14 protein-coding genes and 1 pseudogene are annotated in these 18,658 nt (G+C 71.7%); 8 read left to right on the top strand and 7 right to left on the bottom strand.

Annotated elements, in window-relative coordinates; genetic code table 11:
• Nucleotides 1-85: 85 nt before the first annotated feature.
• A complete protein-coding gene (metH, locus tag BZZ08_RS21350; protein ID WP_104633858.1) occupies nt 86-3,598 on the bottom strand; it encodes a methionine synthase in 3,513 nt (1,170 codons plus the stop codon).
• 447 nt (nt 3,599-4,045) lie between these two features.
• On the opposite strand from metH, the gene BZZ08_RS21360 reads away from it, so the two are divergent.
• The 5 genes from BZZ08_RS21360 to parJ all read left to right on the top strand — a co-directional run bounded on the left by BZZ08_RS21360 (nt 4,046) and on the right by parJ (nt 10,341).
• A complete protein-coding gene (locus BZZ08_RS21360) occupies nt 4,046-4,810 on the top strand; it encodes an IclR family transcriptional regulator (protein ID WP_104633860.1) in 765 nt (254 codons plus the stop codon).
• Nucleotides 4,811-5,148: 338 nt separating this feature from the next.
• Nucleotides 5,149-5,943 carry an MIP/aquaporin family protein gene (locus tag BZZ08_RS21365; RefSeq protein WP_104633861.1) on the top strand — a complete coding sequence of 265 codons (795 nt, stop codon included), beginning with the start codon at nt 5,149-5,151 and terminating at the stop codon, nt 5,941-5,943.
• Nucleotides 5,944-6,027: 84 nt separating this feature from the next.
• Nucleotides 6,028-7,566 carry a glycerol kinase GlpK gene (gene glpK / locus BZZ08_RS21370; RefSeq protein WP_104633862.1) on the top strand — a complete coding sequence of 513 codons (1,539 nt, stop codon included), beginning with the start codon at nt 6,028-6,030 and terminating at the stop codon, nt 7,564-7,566.
• 8 nt (nt 7,567-7,574) lie between these two features.
• The gene (locus BZZ08_RS21375) at nt 7,575-9,191 is read left to right on the top strand and encodes a glycerol-3-phosphate dehydrogenase/oxidase (RefSeq protein ID WP_104633863.1); all 1,617 of its coding nucleotides are present in this window, start codon (nt 7,575-7,577) and stop codon (nt 9,189-9,191) included.
• Between the two features lie 151 nt (nt 9,192-9,342).
• Nucleotides 9,343-10,341, top strand: coding sequence for a filament polymerization regulator ParJ (gene parJ / locus BZZ08_RS21380; protein WP_104633864.1), 999 nt, complete (start codon nt 9,343-9,345; stop codon nt 10,339-10,341).
• A 187-nt stretch (nt 10,342-10,528) separates the two neighbouring features.
• Here parJ and mshC read toward each other — a convergent pair whose 3' ends face one another.
• The 4 genes from mshC to BZZ08_RS21400 form a co-directional block, all read right to left on the bottom strand.
• The gene (gene mshC / locus BZZ08_RS21385; protein ID WP_104633865.1) at nt 10,529-11,758 is read right to left on the bottom strand and encodes a cysteine--1-D-myo-inosityl 2-amino-2-deoxy-alpha-D-glucopyranoside ligase; all 1,230 of its coding nucleotides are present in this window, start codon (nt 11,756-11,758) and stop codon (nt 10,529-10,531) included.
• Between the two features lie 103 nt (nt 11,759-11,861).
• Nucleotides 11,862-12,692: an SCO1664 family protein gene (locus BZZ08_RS21390; RefSeq protein ID WP_198601610.1), complete on the bottom strand. Its 831-nt coding sequence runs from the start codon at nt 12,690-12,692 to the stop codon at nt 11,862-11,864.
• Nucleotides 12,656-13,246 carry a DUF3090 domain-containing protein gene (locus tag BZZ08_RS21395; RefSeq protein WP_003977160.1) on the bottom strand — a complete coding sequence of 197 codons (591 nt, stop codon included), beginning with the start codon at nt 13,244-13,246 and terminating at the stop codon, nt 12,656-12,658. Before BZZ08_RS21395 ends, BZZ08_RS21390 begins: the two co-directional genes overlap by 37 nt.
• A gap of 85 nt (nt 13,247-13,331) precedes the next feature.
• Nucleotides 13,332-14,018 carry a histidine phosphatase family protein gene (locus tag BZZ08_RS21400; protein WP_104633867.1) on the bottom strand — a complete coding sequence of 229 codons (687 nt, stop codon included), beginning with the start codon at nt 14,016-14,018 and terminating at the stop codon, nt 13,332-13,334.
• 61 nt (nt 14,019-14,079) lie between these two features.
• On the opposite strand from BZZ08_RS21400, the gene corA reads away from it, so the two are divergent.
• The gene (gene corA / locus BZZ08_RS21405; protein ID WP_198601611.1) at nt 14,080-15,075 is read left to right on the top strand and encodes a magnesium/cobalt transporter CorA; all 996 of its coding nucleotides are present in this window, start codon (nt 14,080-14,082) and stop codon (nt 15,073-15,075) included.
• A 17-nt stretch (nt 15,076-15,092) separates the two neighbouring features.
• Here the strand turns inward: corA and BZZ08_RS21410 are convergent, their stop codons facing one another.
• Together BZZ08_RS21410 and BZZ08_RS21415 are read right to left on the bottom strand one after the other, a co-directional pair.
• Nucleotides 15,093-15,881 carry a hypothetical protein gene (locus tag BZZ08_RS21410; RefSeq protein WP_104633869.1) on the bottom strand — a complete coding sequence of 263 codons (789 nt, stop codon included), beginning with the start codon at nt 15,879-15,881 and terminating at the stop codon, nt 15,093-15,095.
• 238 nt (nt 15,882-16,119) lie between these two features.
• Nucleotides 16,120-17,175, bottom strand: coding sequence for an LLM class F420-dependent oxidoreductase (locus tag BZZ08_RS21415; RefSeq protein ID WP_104633870.1), 1,056 nt, complete (start codon nt 17,173-17,175; stop codon nt 16,120-16,122).
• A gap of 113 nt (nt 17,176-17,288) precedes the next feature.
• Between BZZ08_RS21415 and BZZ08_RS21420 the strand changes: the two genes are divergently transcribed.
• Together BZZ08_RS21420 and BZZ08_RS21425 are read left to right on the top strand one after the other, a co-directional pair.
• Nucleotides 17,289-18,275, top strand: coding sequence for an aldo/keto reductase (locus BZZ08_RS21420; protein WP_104633875.1), 987 nt, complete (start codon nt 17,289-17,291; stop codon nt 18,273-18,275).
• Nucleotides 18,272-18,658: pseudogene (locus tag BZZ08_RS21425) on the top strand (DNA helicase RecD); the annotation flags it as partial. The gene BZZ08_RS21420 and the pseudogene BZZ08_RS21425, both read left to right, overlap by 4 nt.

An 18,658-nucleotide genomic window follows, 5' to 3' on the forward strand; every position in this document is an offset into this window, starting at 1 on the left:
GGAGCCGGCCTGCAGTGGACCGACCAGTGTACGTCGTGCGGGACGCGAACGCCTGGTGTGGCCGACGGGGGCGGGTACGGAGCGCCTAGCGGGCGTTGAAGTACTTCGCCTCCGGGTGGTGGATGACGATGGCGTCGGTGGACTGCTCGGGGTGGAGCTGGAACTCCTCGGACAGGTGGACGCCGATCCGCTCCGGTTCGAGGAGCGCGGCGATCTTCGCGCGGTCCTCCAGGTCGGGGCAGGCGCCGTAGCCGAGGGAGAAGCGGGCGCCCCGGTACTTCAGGGCGAACATGTCCTCCATCTCGGCCGGGTCCTCCCCGGCGAAGCCGAGTTCGGAGCGCACGCGCGCGTGCCAGTACTCGGCGAGGGCCTCGGCGAGCTGTACGGACAGGCCGTGCAGTTCCAGGTAGTCGCGGTAGGCGTTGGCCTCGAACATCCGGGCCGTCTCCTCGCCGATGCGGGAGCCGACGGTGACGACCTGGAAGCCGACCACGTCGGTCTCGCCGGACTCCTCCGGGCGGAAGAAGTCGGCCAGGCACAGCCGCCGGCCGCGGCGCTGGCGGGGGAAGGTGAAGCGGGTGCGTTCGTTGCCGTCGTCGTCCAGGACGATCAGGTCGTCGTCCTTGGAGACGCAGGGGAAGTAGCCGTAGACCACGGCCGCCTCCAGCAGGCTCTCCGTCTGGAGCCGGTCGAGCAGGCCGCGCAGCCGCGGGCGGCCCTCGGACTCGACCAGCTCCTCGTAGGAGGGTCCCTCGCCGGTGCGGGCCTCCTTGAGGCCCCACTGGCCCTTGAAGAGGGCGCCCTCGTCGAGCCAGGAGGCGTACTCCTTGAGCTGGATGCCCTTGACGACGCGGGTGCCGCGGAAGGGAGGCTCGGGGACCGGGTTGTCGGTGGCGACGTCGGAGCGGACGTGCCCCTCCTCGGGGCGCTCGTCGATCTCCACGGTGGCGGCCCGCACCCGGCGCTGCTTCAGCTCGGGCAGCTTGGCGCCGGGCACGCCGCGCTTGATGCCGATCAGCGCGTCCATCAGGCGCAGGCCCTCGAAGGCGTCGCGGGCGTAGCGGACCTCGCCGTCGTAGACCTCGTGGAGGTCCTGTTCGACGTAGGCCCTGGTGAGGGCCGCGCCGCCGAGGATGACCGGGTAGTCGGCGGCCAGCCCGCGCTGGTTGAGCTCCTCCAGGTTCTCCTTCATGATCACGGTGGACTTGACCAGGAGGCCGGACATGCCGATGACGTCGGCCCGGTGCTCGTCGGCGGCCTCCAGGATCGCGGAGACGGGCTGCTTGATGCCGAGGTTGACGACGGTGTAGCCGTTGTTGGACAGGATGATGTCGACGAGGTTCTTGCCGATGTCGTGGACGTCGCCGCGGACGGTGGCCAGCACGATGGTGCCCTTGCCGTCGTCGTCGGTCTTCTCCATGTGCGGCTCCAGGTGGGCCACCGCGGTCTTCATGACCTCGGCGGACTGGAGCACGAACGGCAGCTGCATCTGGCCGGAGCCGAACAGTTCGCCGACGACCTTCATGCCGTCGAGCAGGGTCTCGTTGACGATGTCGAGCGCCGGACGCTCCTGGAGGGCCTCGTCGAGGTCCTGCTCCAGGCCGTTCTTCTCGCCGTCGATGATGCGGCGCTTGAGGCGCTCCTCCAGCGGGAGGGCGGCCAGTTCCTCGGCCTTGGAGGCCCTGAGCGACTTGGCGGTGGCGCCCTCGAAGAGCTGCATCAGCTTCTGCAGGGGGTCGTAGCCCTCGCGGCGGCGGTCGTAGATCAGGTCGAGGGCGGTGGTGACCTGCTCCTCGTCGAAGCGGGCGATCGGCAGGATCTTGCTCGCGTGCACGATGGCCGAGTCCAGGCCCGCCTTGACGCACTCGTCGAGGAAGACGGAGTTGAGCAGGATGCGGGCGGCCGGGTTGAGGCCGAAGGAGATGTTCGACAGGCCGAGGGTGGTCTGCACGTCCGGGTGGCGCCGCTTCAGCTCGCGGATGCCCTCGATGGTGGCCAGGCCGTCCTTGCGGGACTCCTCCTGACCGGTGCAGATGGTGAAGGTCAGGCAGTCGACGAGGATGTCGGACTCGTGGATGCCCCAGTTGCCGGTGAGGTCGTCGATCAGCCGTTCGGCGATCTCGACCTTCTTCTCGGCGGTGCGGGCCTGCCCCTCCTCGTCGATGGTGAGCGCGATCAGCGCGGCGCCGTGTTCCCGGGCCAGCGTGGTGACGCGCGCGAAGCGGGACTCGGGTCCCGCCCCGTCCTCGTAGTTGACCGAGTTGATCACCGCGCGGCCGCCGAGCTTCTCCAGACCGGCCCGGACGACCTCGACCTCGGTGGAGTCCAGCACGATCGGCAGCGTGGAGGCGGTGGCGAACCGGCCGGCCAGCTCCTCCATGTCGGCGACGCCGTCCCGGCCGACGTAGTCGACGCACAGGTCGAGCATGTGCGCGCCTTCGCGGATCTGGTCGCGGGCCATCTCGACGCAGTCGTCCCAGCGGCCGTCCAGCATGGCCTCGCGGAACTTTTTCGACCCGTTGGCGTTGGTGCGCTCGCCGATGGCCAGGTAGGAGGTGTCCTGGCGGAAGGGCACGGTCTGGTAGAGCGAGGCGGCTCCGGGCTCGGGGCGCGGGTCGCGTGCGGTGGGGGCGGTGTCCCGGACCCGCTCGACGACCTGGCGCAGGTGCTCGGGGGTGGTGCCGCAGCAGCCGCCGACCAGGGACAGGCCGTACTCGCGGACGAAGGTCTCGTGTGCGTCGGCCAGCTCGGGCGCGGTCAGCGGGTAGTGGGCGCCGTCCTTGCCCAGGACGGGCAGACCGGCGTTGGGCATGCAGGTCAGCGGGATGCGGGAGTGCCGGGCGAGGTAGCGCAGGTGCTCGCTCATCTCGGCGGGGCCGGTGGCGCAGTTCAGGCCGATCATGTCGATGCCGAGCGGTTCCAGCGCGGTGAGCGCGGCGCCGATCTCGGAGCCGAGCAGCATGGTGCCGGTGGTCTCGACGGTGACGGACACGATGAGCGGCAGGTCGAGGCCCAGGGCGTCCAGGGCGCGCCGGGCGCCGAGCACCGAGGCCTTGGTCTGGAGCAGGTCCTGCGTGGTCTCCACGAGCAGGGCGTCGGCGCCCCCGGCGACCAGGCCCTCGGCGTTGCGCTGGTAGGCGTCGCGCAGGACGGTGTACGGGGCGTGGCCGAGGGTGGGGAGCTTGGTGCCGGGGCCCATGGAGCCCAGCACCCAGCGCTGCCGGCCGTCCCGGGCGGCGAAGTCGTCGGCGACCTCGCGGGCGACGCGTGCGCCGGCCTCGGACAGCTCGTGGACGCGTTCGGGGATGTCGTACTCGCCGAGGGCGGAGTGGTTGGCGCCGAAGGTGTTGGTCTCGACGCAGTCGACGCCGACCGCGAAGTACTCCTCGTGCACCGAGCGGACGATGTCGGGCCGGGTGAGGTTCAGGACCTCGTTGCACCCCTCCAGCTGCTGGAAGTCGTCCAGCGTGGGGTTCTGTGCCTGGAGCATGGTGCCCATGGCGCCGTCGGCGACCACCACGCGGGTGGCGAGGGCCTCTCGGAGGGCGGACACGCGGGTGCGGGTGTCGGCGGGCGGGGTGGATGGCGACGAGGCCATGAAGGGGCTCCCTAGGGTGCGACGGCTGTCGGCTTTGCGTGTGCCCGGTGCCGTCCGCCGTGGACGCCCCGGGAGAACGCACGCCGCCAGGGTAGCCGGGACCGGGGGCCGATGGTCGGGGCGTCCACGAGACGGACGAGGATGGCGGCGCGAAGAGCCGCCGAACGGATGAGCTGGCCCGCCCGGAACACCCCCGCGACGGCGGTGGCCCGCGCGGCACAGCCGTCCGTACACCTGTCCGGTGCACGGGTCCGGTCGCGGGCCCGGTGCACGCGTCCGGTCGCGGGCCCGGTGCGGACGTCCGTGGTCACCGTGAGGTGGCCGAAGTGCAACAGTTGCCCGCCGACCATTAGCGGGAGGTCGGCATCGACCGGTAGTGTTCGGCATTGCCGAACGACGTCAGCGACGCCGAGGTCGGCAGTCGAAGGGGACGGAGGCAGTACGTCGATGGCACGGAACATCCAGTCGCTCGAGCGGGCGGCCGCGATGCTGCGCCTGCTCGCGGGCGGCGAGCGGCGGCTCGGCCTGTCGGACATCGCCTCGTCGCTGGGTCTGGCCAAAGGCACCGCGCACGGCATTCTGCGCACCCTCCAGCAGGAGGGCTTCGTCGAACAGGACGACGCCTCGGGGCGCTATCAGCTGGGCGCCGAGCTGCTGCGCCTGGGCACGACCTACCTGGACGTGCACGAACTGCGGGCCCGTGCCCTGGTGTGGACGGACGACCTGGCCCGCTCCAGCGGCGAGAGCGTCCACCTCGGGGTCCTGCACCAGCGGGGCGTTCTGATTGTGCACCACGTCTTCCGGCCCGACGACAGCCGGCAGGTCCTGGAGATCGGGGCCATGCAGCCGCTGCACTCCACGGCGCTGGGCAAGGTGCTGTCGGCGTACGACCCGGTCGCGCACAGCGAGGCGCTGGAGGCCGACCGCGAGGCGTTCACGGACCGCACCGTCTGCGAGCCGGACGGCTTCGAGCACGTCCTGGACATCACCCGCGCGCGCGGGTACGCCGCCGACGTCGAGGAGACCTGGGAGGGCATCGCCTCCGTCGCCGCCCCCATCCACGACCGCAGGCGCATGCCGGTCGGCGCGGTCGGCATCACGGGGGCCGTGGAACGGCTGTGCCGGGAGGGCGAGCTGCGGCCCGAGCTGGTCGCGGCGGTACGGGACTGCGCCCGCGCGGTGTCGCGCGATCTGGGCGCCGGGCGGTTCTAGGGGCGCGCGAGCAGGCGCGCACACGCGCAGGGGCCGGGGCACCGACGGTGTTCCGGCCCTCGGCGTTCCCGCGGATGCCATCCCCGCGGGGATGGCCGGAGAGCGATAACCCGCGACGATCAATAACGATCGTGCTTTCGATAACACAGCTCTTGACGCACGCGTGGCGCCGAACGAGACTCGCGTCCATCGGTCGGCATTGTCGAACACCTACCGGCAATACGCGTTAGAGTGGGACAGTGCCAAGGGCCGCCATCGCTCTCATACCGAGGGCGCCGGAACACCCGGAGGGACCCGGGGGTTCGGCTTCCCCTGGACGAAGGACAAAGGAGTCGCGGGTGTCCAGCTCCGACATCTTCATCGGCGAGACCATCGGTACCGCCATACTCATCCTGCTCGGCGGCGGCGTGTGTGCCGCCGTGACGCTCAAGGCCTCCAAGGCGCGCAACGCCGGCTGGGTCGCCATCACCCTCGGGTGGGGCTTCGCCGTCATGACGGCGGCCTACATATCGGGGCCGCTCTCCGGAGCCCACCTGAACCCGGCCGTGACGATCGGTATCGCGATCAAGGACGGCGACTGGAGCAACACGCCGACCTACTTCGCCGGACAGATCCTCGGCGCCATGATCGGCGCGGTGCTGGTCTGGATCACCTACTACGGCCAGTTCCAGGCCCACCTCACCGACCGGGAGATCGTCGGCGGTCCCGGCGCGCAGGACACGACGGCCAAGTCCGTCGAGGCGCAGGAGAAGGGCGCCGGCCCCGTCCTGGGCGTCTTCTCCACCGGTCCGGAGATCCGGCACACGGTCCAGAACCTCGCCACCGAGATCATCGGCACCTTCGTCCTGCTCCTCGCCATCCTCACCCAGGGCCTCAACGACGAGGGCAACGGCCTCGGCATCCTGGGCGCCCTGATCACCGGGTTCGTGGTGGTCTCCATCGGCCTGTCGCTCGGCGGCCCGACGGGCTACGCGATCAACCCGGTCCGCGACCTCGGCCCGCGCATCGTGCACGCCCTGCTGCCGCTGCCCAACAAGGGCGGCTCCGACTGGTCCTACGCCTGGATCCCGGTCGTCGGTCCGCTGATCGGCGGTGCGATCGCCGGAGGTGTCTACAACGTCGCGTTCGCCTGAGCGGGCCCCCGCTCGGCGATCATCGAGCCGCAGACCACGCGCCGTACGCACCGGCCACCCACCACGGAACCCCAGGAGCACACAGTGACCGACGCCCACACCGCAGGGCCCTTCATCGCCGCCATCGACCAGGGCACGACCTCCTCGCGCTGCATCGTCTTCGACCGCGACGGGCGCATCGTCTCCGTCGACCAGAAGGAGCACGAGCAGATCTTCCCCAAGCCGGGCTGGGTCGAGCACGACGCCACCGAGATCTGGACCAACGTCCAGGAGGTCGTCGCCGGAGCCGTCGAGAAGGCCGGCATCACCCGCGACGACATCAAGGCCATCGGCATCACCAACCAGCGCGAGACCACCCTCGTCTGGGACAAGAACACCGGTGAGCCCGTCCACAACGCCATCGTCTGGCAGGACACCCGCACCGACGCCCTGTGCAGGGAACTCGGCCGCAACGTCGGCCAGGACCGCTTCCGCCGCGAGACCGGCCTTCCCCTGGCCTCCTACTTCGCCGGTCCCAAGGCCCGCTGGCTGCTCGACAACGTCGACGGCCTGCGCGAACGCGCCGAGGCGGGCGACCTGCTCTTCGGCACCATGGACACCTGGGTCATCTGGAACCTCACCGGCGGTGTGAACGGCGGCAAGCACGTCACCGACGTCACCAACGCCTCGCGCACCATGCTGATGAACCTGCACACCATGGCGTGGGACGAGAAGATCGCCGAGTCGATCGGCGTGCCGATGCGGATGCTCCCGGAGATCCGCTCCTCCGCCGAGGTGTACGGCGAGATCAAGGGCGGCCGCCTCGGCGAACTGCTCGGCGGCATCCCGGTCGCCTCCGCGCTCGGCGACCAGCAGGCGGCCCTGTTCGGCCAGACCTGCTTCTCCGAGGGCGAGACCAAGTCGACGTACGGCACCGGCACCTTCATGGTGATGAACACCGGTGACAAGCTCATCAACTCCTACTCGGGCCTGCTGACCACCGTCGGCTACAAGATCGGCGACCAGGACACGGTCTACGCCCTGGAGGGCTCGATCGCCGTCACCGGTTCGCTGGTGCAGTGGATGCGCGACCAGATGGGCCTGATCTCCACCGCCGCCGAGATCGAGACCCTCGCGATGCAGGTCGAGGACAACGGCGGCGCCTACTTCGTGCCGGCCTTCTCCGGCCTGTTCGCCCCGTACTGGCGCTCCGACGCCCGCGGTGTGATCGCCGGCCTGACCCGTTACGTCACCAAGGCGCACCTCGCGCGCGCCGTCCTGGAGGCCACCGCCTGGCAGACCCGTGAGATCGCGGACGCCATGACGAAGGACTCCGGTGTGGAGCTGACCGCCCTCAAGGTCGACGGCGGCATGACCTCCAACAACCTGCTGATGCAGACCCTCGCCGACTTCGTGGACGCCCCCGTGGTGCGCCCGATGGTCGCCGAGACCACCTGCCTCGGCGCCGCCTACGCCGCCGGTCTCGCCGTCGGCTTCTGGAACAGCACCGACGACCTGCGCGCCAACTGGCGGCGGGCCGCCGAGTGGACCCCCCGCATGGACGCGGACATCCGCGACCGTGAGTACAAGAGCTGGCTCAAGGCCGTCGAGCGGACCATGGGCTGGCTCGAGGACGAGGAGTAAGAACCGTCATGACCACCCAGTCCACCCTGCAGTCCGTGCCTGCCCTGGGGACGCACCCGGCCTCCGGCTCCAACCCGAGCCGGGCCGAGACCCGGGAGCAGCTTTCCAAGGCGTCGTACGACCTTCTCGTGATCGGCGGCGGCATCCTGGGCATCTCCACCGCCTGGCACGCCGCGCAGTCCGGCCTCAGGGTGGCCGTGGTCGACGCCGGCGACTTCGCCGGCGCCACCTCCTCCGCCTCCTCCAAGCTGCTCCACGGCGGCCTGCGCTACCTGCAGACCGGCGCGGTGAAGCTGGTGGCGGAGAACCACTTCGAACGCCGTGCGGTCTCCCGCCAGGTGGCCCCCCACCTGGCGAACCCGCTCACCTTCTACCTCCCCGTGTACAAGGGCGGGCCGCACGGCGCGGCGAAGCTCGGGGCCGGCGTCTTCGCGTACTCGGCGCTGTCCGCCTTCGGCGACGGCGTCGGCCACCTGCTCTCCCCGGCCAAGGCCGCGCAGGACGTGCCGGAGCTGCGCACCGACAACCTCAAGGCCGTGGCCGTGTACGGCGACGACCAGATGAACGACGCGCGCATGGCCCTGATGACCGTCCGCGCGGCGGTCGAGTCCGGCGCCGTGGTCCTCAACCACGCCGAGGTCACCGGACTGCGCTTCACCAACGGCCGGGTGACCGGCGCCGAGCTGAAGGACCGGCTCTCGGGCGACGAGTTCGGGGTGAACGCCCGTCTGGTGCTCAACGCCACCGGCCCCTGGGTCGACCACCTGCGCCGCATGGAGGACCCCGCCGCGGCGCCGTCGATCCGTCTCTCCAAGGGCGCGCACTTGGTGCTCAAGCGCACCGCGCCCTGGAAGGCGGCGCTGGCCACCCCGATCGACAAGTACCGGATCACCTTCGCCCTCCCCTGGGAGGACATGCTGCTGCTCGGCACCACCGACGAGGAGTTCGAGGGCGACCCCGCGGACGTCGCGGTCAACGACAAGGACATAGCCCAGATCCTCGACGAGGCCGCGTTCTCCATCCGCGACCAGCAGCTCGACCGGGACCTCATCACGTACTCCTTCGCGGGGCTCCGCGTGCTGCCGGGCGGTCCCGGCGACACCGCGAAGGCCAAGCGCGAGACGGTCGTCACCGAGGGCCGGGGCGGCATGCTGTCCGTCGCGGGCGGCAAGTGGACCACCTTCCGCCACATCGGCCGTACGGTGATGAAGAAGCTGGAGGCGCTGCCGGGCCACCCGCTGGGCGACGACTTCGAGCCGATCGCGTCGCTGCCGAAGAAGCTGCCGCTGCCCGGCGTCGCCAACCCGCGCGCGGTCGCCCACCGGCTGCTCGTGGACGGCTCGGCGCCCGGCCCGCGCATGGCGGCGGACACCGCCAGGCACCTGGCCACGCACTACGGCTCGCTCGCCTTCGACATCGCCCGGCTCGCCAACGAGAGCCCGGAGCTGGCGCAGCGGGTCCACCCGGACGCCCCCGAGATCTGGGCGCAGGTCGTGTGGGCCCGGGACAACGAGTGGGCCGAGACGGCGGACGACGTGCTGCGCCGCCGTACGACGCTGACGATCCGCGGCCTGGCCACGGACGACGTCCGCGCGCAGGTCCAGGACGTGCTCGACAAGAAGTAGGGCCCGCGCTTCGGCGCCGTGCCGCGGGTGTCCGGACCCCGGAGACGGGGCAGTGATCCGTTCACTGCCCCGTGCAAGGGGGCTGCGGGCGGCCCCTCGACACGCCGTAAGGTTGGGGGGTACGCGAGGGCACGTCGGAAGGAGGCGCTGGGTGATCGAGCTCGAGGGGGTTCCCGAGCTGGTCGACCCGGTCATGGTGGCCGCGTTCGAGGGCTGGAACGATGCCGGTGACGCCGCCTCCACCGCGGTCGCGCATCTCGACAGGGAGTGGAAGGGCGAGGTGTTCGCGGCCCTGGACGCCGAGGACTACTACGACTTCCAGGTCAACCGTCCCACGGTGTTCATGGAGGACGGCGTACGCAAGATCACCTGGCCGACGACCAGACTGTCGGTGGTCCGCGTCGGCGGCGACAAGCCGCGCGACCTCGTCCTCGTCCGTGGCATCGAACCGTCCATGCGCTGGCGTTCGTTCTGCAACGAGCTGCTCGGTTTCGCCCACGAGCTGGGCGTCGAGCTGGTGGTCGTCCTGGGCGCCCTGCTGGGCGACACGCCGCACACCCGTCCGGTGCCGATCAGCGGGACCACGTCGGACGCCGACCTGGCCCGGCGCATGGACCTGGAGGAGACCAAGTACGAGGGGCCCACGGGCATCGTCGGCATCCTCCAGGAGGCGTGCACGCACGCGGGCGTGCCGGCCGTGTCGCTGTGGGCGGCGGTGCCGCACTACGTGTCGCAGCCGCCGAACCCGAAGGCCACGCTGGCCCTGCTGAACCGGCTGGAGGACCTGATCGGCGTGCGGGTCCCGCTGGGCGAGCTGCCCGAGGACGCGCGTGCCTGGCAGGTGGGCGTGGACCAGCTGGCCGCGGAGGACAGCGAGGTGGCCGAGTACGTGCAGTCGCTGGAGGAGGCCCGGGACACGGCGGAGCTGCCGGAGGCGTCGGGCGAGGCGATCGCGCGGGAGTTCGAGCGGTATCTGCGACGCAGGGACGGGTCCGGACCGGGGCCCGGGGGGCCCGGTGGGCACGCCACGGCGGACGGGGGCGACGGGCCGGCCGGTACGCCGTTCCTGCGGGACAACCCGAGCGGGCGGACTCGGCCGCCGCGGCCGCCGAAGGCGGGCGGGGACGACGAGGAGTCTTCGGAGGACTGAGCCCGGTCGGTCGGATGTGGATGAGGGGCGTTTCCCTGGTGGGAGCGCCCCTCAGTCGTTCGGCCGGGGTCACCGCGGGGGGCGAACCGGCGCTTGCCGGGTGCCGCTGCGCCCACCCGTGCCGCCCCAGCGGCGCGACTGCCCACAGCCACGCGGGGGCGGCCGACCGCGGCTGGGCGACGGGGGCTTACAGGGCCACGCCCAGCAACGCGTCCACCGCGCGGGAGACGACTCCCGGGGCGCCGGTGTCCGTGCCGCCCGACTCCTGCTGGAGAGCGGCCCAGCGGTCGATCGCGTCGAGGGCGGCCGGGGAGTCCAGGTCGTTGGCCAGGGCCTCGCGGATCTCGTCGACCAGGGTTTCGGCGGGCGGGCCGTCGGGGCGGGAGACGGCGGCGCGCCAGCGGTCGAGGCGGGCGAGGGCGTCCTGAAGCACCTGGTCGGTCCACTCCCAGTCGGAGCGGTAGTGGTGGGCGAGCAGCGTGAGCCGGATGGCGGCCGGGTCGACGCCCTCGCGACGCAGCTGCGACACGAAGACCAGGTTGCCCTTGGACTTGGACATCTTCTCGCCGTCGAGACCGACCATGCCGGCGTGCACGTACGCCTTGGCCATGGGGAACTCGCCGGTGAGCGCCTGGGCGTGCGAGGCGCCCATCTCGTGGTGCGGGAAGGCGAGGTCGGAGCCGCCGCCCTGGACGTCGAAGCCCATGCCGAGGTGGTCGAGGGCGATGGCGACGCACTCGATGTGCCAGCCGGGGCGTCCGCGGCCGAGCGTGCCGCCGTCCCAGCTGGGCTCGCCCTCGCGGGCGGCCATCCACAGCATCGGGTCGAGCGGGTTCTTCTTGCCGGGCCGGTCGGGGTCGCCGCCGCGCTCGGCGGAAAGCTGCCGCATCGCGGCGGCGTCGAGGTGGGAGACGCTGCCGAAGTGCGGGTCCGCCTCGACGGAGAAGTAGACGTCGCCCTCGAGTTCGTAGGCCGCGCCGGCGTCGCGCAGCCGCTCGACGAGCGGGACGATGCCGGGTATGGCCTCGACGGCGCCTATGTAGTGCCGCGGCGGGAGCATCCGCAGCGCCGTCATGTCCTCGCGGAAGAGGGCGGTCTCCTGCTCGGCGAGGGCGGTCCAGTCGACCCCGTCGCGCACGGCCCGCTCCAGGAGCGGGTCGTCCACGTCGGTGACGTTCTGGACGTAGTGGACCTGCCGCTTGGTGTCGAGCCACACGCGCTGCACGAGGTCGAACGCGTTGTAGGTCGCCGCGTGCCCCATGTGGGTGGCGTCGTACGGCGTGATGCCGCAGACGTAGATACGGGCGACGGGACCGGGGTCGAGGGTGACGAGGCCGCCGGTCGCGGTGTCGTGGATCCTCAGGTCGCGGCCCTGACCAGGCAGGGCGGGGACCTCGGAAGCGGGCCAGGCATGCATGTCATGAGCCTAACCGGACGGATGTTCCGTACACGAACCGGACCGGGCCGGATGGCCGGTAAGGCGCTCTTGCGCGGCACCGGCCGCTGTGCGGGCGGGGCGCCTACACCGGCGGCCAGGGGATGGCCGGCCACTCGCCGCTCGGTTCGGGGTGCTTCCCGGAGGCCAGCAGGGCGTCGACCCGCGCGCGCGTGGCGTCGAGTTCGGCGGGGGTGATGAGCGCCGCGAGCCGGATGGCCAGGGTGCCGCCGTCCTTCAGTGCCTCCCTGAGGGCGTCGAGGACCGCCAGTGCCTCCCCGGTGAGCGGGTCGCCCGCCCAGCCCCACAGGAGGGTGCGGAGCTTGTTCTCGGCGTTGAAGGTGACCCCGTGGTCGATGCCGTACAGCCGCTCCCCCGCCGCGGGCAGCAGGTGGCCACCCTTGCGGTCGGCGTTGTTGATCACGGCGTCGAGTACGGCGAGCCGCCGCAGCCGTTCGTCGTCGGCGTGGACGAGCAGCGCGGTGCGGCCCTCGCCGACCTCGGCGAGGGCGATCCCCTTCCAGCCGGGGCCGGGTTCCTCCTCGTCCACCAGGGCGAGCAGTTCCGTCTCCGGGACGGTCTCGATCCACAGCTGGACCATGCCCTCGCCGTACGGGCCGTCGCGCAGCACGGTGGGCGGGACCAGGCCCCAGCCGGTGGCCTCGGAGACCTCGTAGGCGGCGACCTCGCGCTGGGCGAGGGTGCCGTCGGGGAAGTCCCACAGCGGGCGCTCACCGGCGACCGGCTTGTAGACGCAGGCCGCCTCGCGTCCCTCGTGCGTCACCGTGCAGTACAGCGCCGCGTTGGAGGCGTCACGGATGCGTCCGCGCACGGTCAGTTCGCCCTGGGCGAGCAGTTCGGCCGCCGCCGCGTCGGTGGTCACGCTCCGCGGCGGTATCCGTTCTGGCGCGGACATACGTGTCCTTCCGGGTCGAGCGGGAGGCTGCACAGCGGGCACGGCGGCCGCCCGGCGTTGACGACGTCGAGGGCGCGCTTGGCGAAGGCCCTGGCCTGCGCGCCGGTGAGGCGGACCCGGAGCATCGGCGGGCCGTTCTCCTCGTCCTGCAGGAGCCGTTCCTCGGCCTCGGCCAGGTCCTCCTCGGACTCGGCGTCCAGCTCCACGAGGGCCTGCGCCTCGACGATCATGCGCTGATCCTCGCCGTCCCAGGCGAGCGCCATGGTGCCGACCCGGAACTCCTCCTCGACGGGGGTGTCCAGCGGCGCCGTGTCGGCGGGCCCGGTGGGCGCGGTGGCGGGGACGACGGTGCTGCCGCCGCTGCGCCGTACGACTTCGTCCAGGAGCTCGTCCATGCGCTCGGCGAGGGCGGCGACCTGGGTCTTCTCCAGGGCCACGCTGGTCACCCGGGAGCCTGCGGAGGCCTGGAGGAAGAACGTACGGCGCCCGGGCAGCCCGACCGTACCGGCCACGAAACGTTCCGGTTGGTCGTAGAGGAACACCTGACGGGACACGTCCTGTCTCCATGGAGGTCGGGGAAAGCGGAAGATCGGGATCGGGGGCACTGCCGCGACCGGTTCACCCTACTGCGGCGGACGATCACGGTGCGCCCGCACCACCCCCGACCGGGGCTTCGTCACCGGAGGGTGCCTCGCGCGGGGCCAGGGAGGCGAAGTCGCCGGTGTCGCCGAGGCGGACCAGGAACGGGCGCAGCCGGGTGTAGCGGATCGCGGTGACGGAGCAGGGTTCGACGGAGATCCGCTGGAAGAGGTCGAGGTGGAGGCCGAGTGCCTCGGCGACGAGGGACTTGATGATGTCGCCGTGGGAGCACATGAGGTAGACGGCGTCGGGGCCGTGGTCGCGCTCCACGCGCGCGTTCCACTCGCGTACCGCCTCGGCCGCGCGGGTCTGCATGGCGCGCATCGACTCGCCGCCGGGGAACGCCGCGGCGGAGGGGTGCGCCTGCACCACCTCCATCAGGGGCTCGTCCTTGAGTTCGGCGAGCTTGCGGCCCGACCAGTCGCCGTAGTGGCACTCCCCGATCCGTTCGTCGGTGTGGGCCCGCAGCCCGGGCCGGGCGTCGAGCAGCGGCCGGAGGGTCTCCTGGCAGCGCTGCAGGGGGCTGGTGACGATCTCGGAGAGCGGCAGGCCGGCGAGTCGCCCGGGGAGCGCGGCGGCCTGTGCGGCGCCGCGCTCGTCGAGGGCGACGCCGGGCGTCCAGCCGGCGAGCAGTCCCTCGGTGTTGGCGGTGGAACGTCCGTGCCTAACCAGGATCAGCGTGGGCATGCGGCCAGGGTAGGCGTACGGCGCGGCAGAGGTGCGCCGGGGCGAGGGGAGAATGGGTTCGGTGATCGTCGACTGCGCCATCTACCGGGACGGGCACCGCACGGACGGGCCCGAGGACTTCTCCGACGCGCTCGGTGAGGCGCGGGGAGCGGGCGGGTTCGTCTGGATCGGTTTGCACGAGCCGACGGAGAAGGAGTTCGAGCTGGTCAGCCAGGAGTTCGGGCTGCATCCGCTGGCGGTGGAGGACGCCCTCAAGGCGCATCAGCGGCCCAAGCTGGAGGTGTACGACGACTCGCTCTTCGCGGTCCTCAAGCCGGTGGTGTACGAGCCGGACAGCGACGCCGTCTCCACCGGCGAGCTCATGATCTTCCTGGGCGACGCCTTCGCGGTCGTCGTCCGGCACGGCGAGGGCTCGCCGCTGAAGGCCGTACGGCGGCGCCTGGAGCACGAACCGGAACTGCTCGGCAAGGGTCCCACCGCGGTGCTGTACGCGATCGCGGACGCCACCGTCGACCACTACCTGGACGTGGCGGTCGAGCTCCAGACCGACCTGGAGGAGCTGGAGGCGGAGGTCTTCTCGCCGGACGGCGGCGGTTCCCGGCACACCGCGTCGCGGATCTACACCTTCAAGCGGCAGGTGCTGGAGTTCCGCCGGGCGACCGGGCCGCTCGCGCCGCCGCTGGCCCGGCTGGCGGGGACGGGGGCGTACGGCGGCGGTGTGCCGTTCGTGAACGACAAGGCGCGACCGTTCTTCCGGGACGTGAGCGACCACCTCACGCGCGTGAACGAGTCGGTGGAGAGCCTGGACCGGCTGGTGTCGGACATCCTGTCGGCGCACCTGGCGCAGACGAGCGTCCGGCAGAACGACGACATGCGGAAGATCTCCGCGTGGGCGGCCATGGCGGCGATCCCCACGATGATCGCGGGGATCTACGGCATGAACTTCGACCACATGCCGGAGCTGCACTGGGTGTGGGGCTATCCGGCGGTGATCGTGCTGATGGCCGTCCTGGAGGTGCTGCTGTACCGGCAGTTCAAGCGCCGGGGCTGGCTGTAGGGGCCGGTGCGGCCTCCTCAGGCGACCTCGGGGGCCGCGGTCGCGGGTCCGCCGAGCGCGTCGCGCCGTTCGGGTGCCCTCAGTGTCACCATGCGGCGCCAGCCGGCCAGCCGCTCGGCGGCGTACATCGCGTGGATGCCCGCCGCGAGCAGCGCCGACCTGGCGCGGGACCAGCCGAGGATGCGCCCCATGCGGGCCATCACGGCGAGGCTGACGTCGCGGTGCACGCGGGTCTCGGCGTGCGCGCACTCGCGCAGGGTGCGCCGGATGTACGGGCCGTGCCCGGCGGCGGCGTAGCGCAGCAGTTCCTCGTGGGAGTAGGCGAGGTGGTTGTCCTCGTCGGCCGAGATCATCCGGACCGCCCGGCCCAGGTCGGGGTGGTCCGCGAAGTACTTGAGGAGCATCGCCATCTGCTCGGCCGCGCGCTGCTCGGTGACCCTGCTGTGGGCGAGGTAGGTGATGATGTCGCGCACCGTGAGGGGCTGGTCGGCCTTGAGCTTTTCGTGGGCGAGGCCGATGCCGTGCCGCTCCAGGAGCATCGTGTAGTCGGTCTCGGGCGGTACCTCGACGGGTTCGAGGCCGCGCTTCTTCAGCAGGGCGTTGAAGATCCGGCCGTGCTTGTCCTCGTCCGCGCCGTGCCGGGTGATCTTGGGGGCGAGGGCGCGCTCGCTCTCCGGCACGAGCGCCGCGATGCGCGCGTTCTCCCAGCCGCCCTGGGACTCGCCACTGGCCGCGATGGAGCAGAAGAGACGGAACGACTCGTCGTTGTCGAGGATCTCCTGGAAAAGGCTCTTGGCCGAAAGCATCGGGGCACCTCTCTGCCGCTGCGTGGTCCGCAGGTTCCGCACACTCCGCGATGCACGAGTCAAGTGCGGCAGAGGGGGCGCGGCAACAGGTGCGGCGGACAACTCCGCCGAACGAAGGACACCGGGCACCCGTGGAGGCGTAACCCCGCGCGGGTGGGCGCGTTGTTCTCCGTGACGGCCGTGGCGGGGAAGACCCCCCGAGCCCCCACCACGGCCGCAGAAACTTTCCCTCTCGGTACTACGCCAGTCCGGCGCGCTCCAGGGCCTCGGTGCCCGCGCGGAGGGCGGCGAGCCGCTCGTCCAGGGTGAAGCCCGCGGGGGCGAGGGTCAGGGTGGTGACGCCGGCCGCGGCGTAGGCCTTCATCCGGTCCGCGATGCGGTCGACGGAGCCGAGCAGGGTCGTCTGGTCGATCAGCTCGTGCGGTACGGCCTCGGCGGCGCCCCGCTTGTCGCCGGACAGGTACTTCTCCTGGATCTCGGCGGCCTCCTGCTCGTAGCCCATGCGCCGGGCGAGCTGGTTGTAGAAGTTCTGCTTGAAGCTGCCCATGCCGCCGACGTAGAGCGCGGTGTACGGCCGGAAGGTGTCCGCGAGGGCGGTGACGTCCTTGTCCTCGCCGAGGGCGAGCGGCAGGGTCGGGCAGATGTCGAACCCGTCGAGCGTCTTGCCGGCCTTCTCGCGTCCGGCGCGCAGATGCTTGACGGCGGTCTCCTCCAGGTGGTCGGCGGAGGGGAAGATGAGCAGGGCGCCGTCGGCGATCTCGCCGGTCTGCTCCAGGTTCTTCGGGCCGATCGCGGCGATGTACAGCGGGATGTGTTCGCGCTGCGGGTGCACGGTCAGCTTGATCGGCTTGCCGGGGCCGCCGGGCAGCGGCAGCGTCCAGTGCTGTCCCTCGTAGGACAGCCGCTCCCGGGTCATCGCCTTGCGCACGATCTCGACGTACTCGCGGGTGCGGGCGAGCGGCTTGTCGAACGTGACGCCGTACCAGCCCTCGGAGACCTGGGGTCCCGACACGCCGAGGCCGAGGCGGAAGCGGCCCTGGGACAGGGAGTCCAGGGTGGCGGCGGTCATCGCGGTCATCGCGGGCTGGCGGGCCGGGATCTGGAAGATGGCCGAGCCCACGTCGATGCGCTCGGTCTGGGCGGCGACCCAGGTCAGCACGGTGGCCGCGTCGGAGCCGTAGGCCTCGGCGGCCCAGCACACGGCGTATCCGAGCCGGTCGGCCTCCTGGGCGACGGCCAGGTTGTCCGCGTCCATTCCGGCACCCCAGTAGCCGAGGTTGATCCCGAGCTGCATGGCCGATTCCCCTTACCGATCAGTAACGTGGCTGGTGCCCCGACCTTAGCGCGCGGAAATCGGTTGTCCACAGGCCCCCACACCGCCAGCCGTGGCCAGTAATGTCGGCGTTCATGGAGCAGAGGCATCTCGGCCGCACCGGACTGCGCGTGTCCCGCATCGGTCTCGGCACCCTGACCTGGGGCCGGGACACGGACGAGCATGACGCCGCGGACCTCTTGAAGACCTTCTGGGAAGCGGGCGGGACGCTCGTCGACACCGCGGACGTCTACGGCGACGGCGAGTCGGAGTATCTGCTCGGCCGCCTGATGGAGGGCCTGGTGCCGCGCCGGGACCTGGTGATCTCGACGAAGGCCGGCAGCGTTCCGGATCCCGACCGCCGGTTCGACGGTTCGCGCGCCCATCTGCTCTCCGCGCTGGACGCCTCCCTCTCCCGCCTGGGCACGGACCACGTCGACGTGTGGCACCTGCACGCCTTCGACCCGCACACACCGCTGGAGGAGACGCTGCACGCCCTGGACGTGGCGGTCAGCAGCGGCCGGGCGCGCTACGCGGGGGTCTCGAACTTCTGCGGCTGGCAGCTGGCCAAGGCGGCGACCTGGCAGCTGGCGGCGCCCGGTGTCCGCAACCGGGTGGCGAGCACCCAGATGGAGTACTCGCTGCTCCAGCGGGGCGTCGAGCGGGAGGTGCTGCCGGCCGCCCTGGACCTGGGCGTCGGACTGCTGCCTTCCTCCCCGCTGGGCCGCGGGGTGCTCACCGGCAAGTACCGCAAGGACGCGACGCCGCCGGACTCACGGGGCGCCTCGGACCATCTGGCCCCGTTCGTCGAGCCCTACCTGGACGAAACGGCCGGGCACATCGTGGACGCGGTGGCGACGGCCGCGGACGGGCTCGCGGTGACGCCCCTCCAGGTGGCGCTGGCCTGGGTCCGCGACCGGCCCGGAGTGGTCGCCCCGATCATCGGCCCGCGCAACGCGCAGCAGCTCACGGCGGCGTTGTCAGTGGAGACCCTTAGTCTTCCTGACGAGATCTGCCGGGCGCTCGACGACGTGTCGGCGCCCGTGCACCGCTATCCCGATCACGACTGGAGCACGCTGTGAGCACGGAGCCCGAGCCCGCCACCGAGGACACCACGGACGCCGTGGACACCGGGCCGGAGACCCCGGGCACCGCGGAGTCGGCCGGGTCCGCCTCCGGCCCGCAGCCGGGTGAGCCCGCCGGGGACGGGGGCGAGGCGGCCGCGCAGGTCTCCGAGACCGAGGCCGAGCTGGCCGCGCAGCGGATCGAACGGGAGCGGATCGAGCGGCGCAAGTCGGAGAAGCAGGGGCCGATCGACGCGGGCGGCAAGCTCAGCGGCACGGCGGCCGATCTGCTCGCCGCCGTACGCGCCGTGGAGAGCGGTGAGAAGCCGGCGGCCACGGTCTTCGGTGCCCCCGAGCCCGCACGCCGCCCCGCGCCGGAGCCGGTGCGCCCGCCCCGGCCG

The sequence above is a fragment of the Streptomyces sp. MH60 genome, assembly GCF_002939385.1.
Classification (GTDB): domain Bacteria; phylum Actinomycetota; class Actinomycetes; order Streptomycetales; family Streptomycetaceae; genus Streptomyces.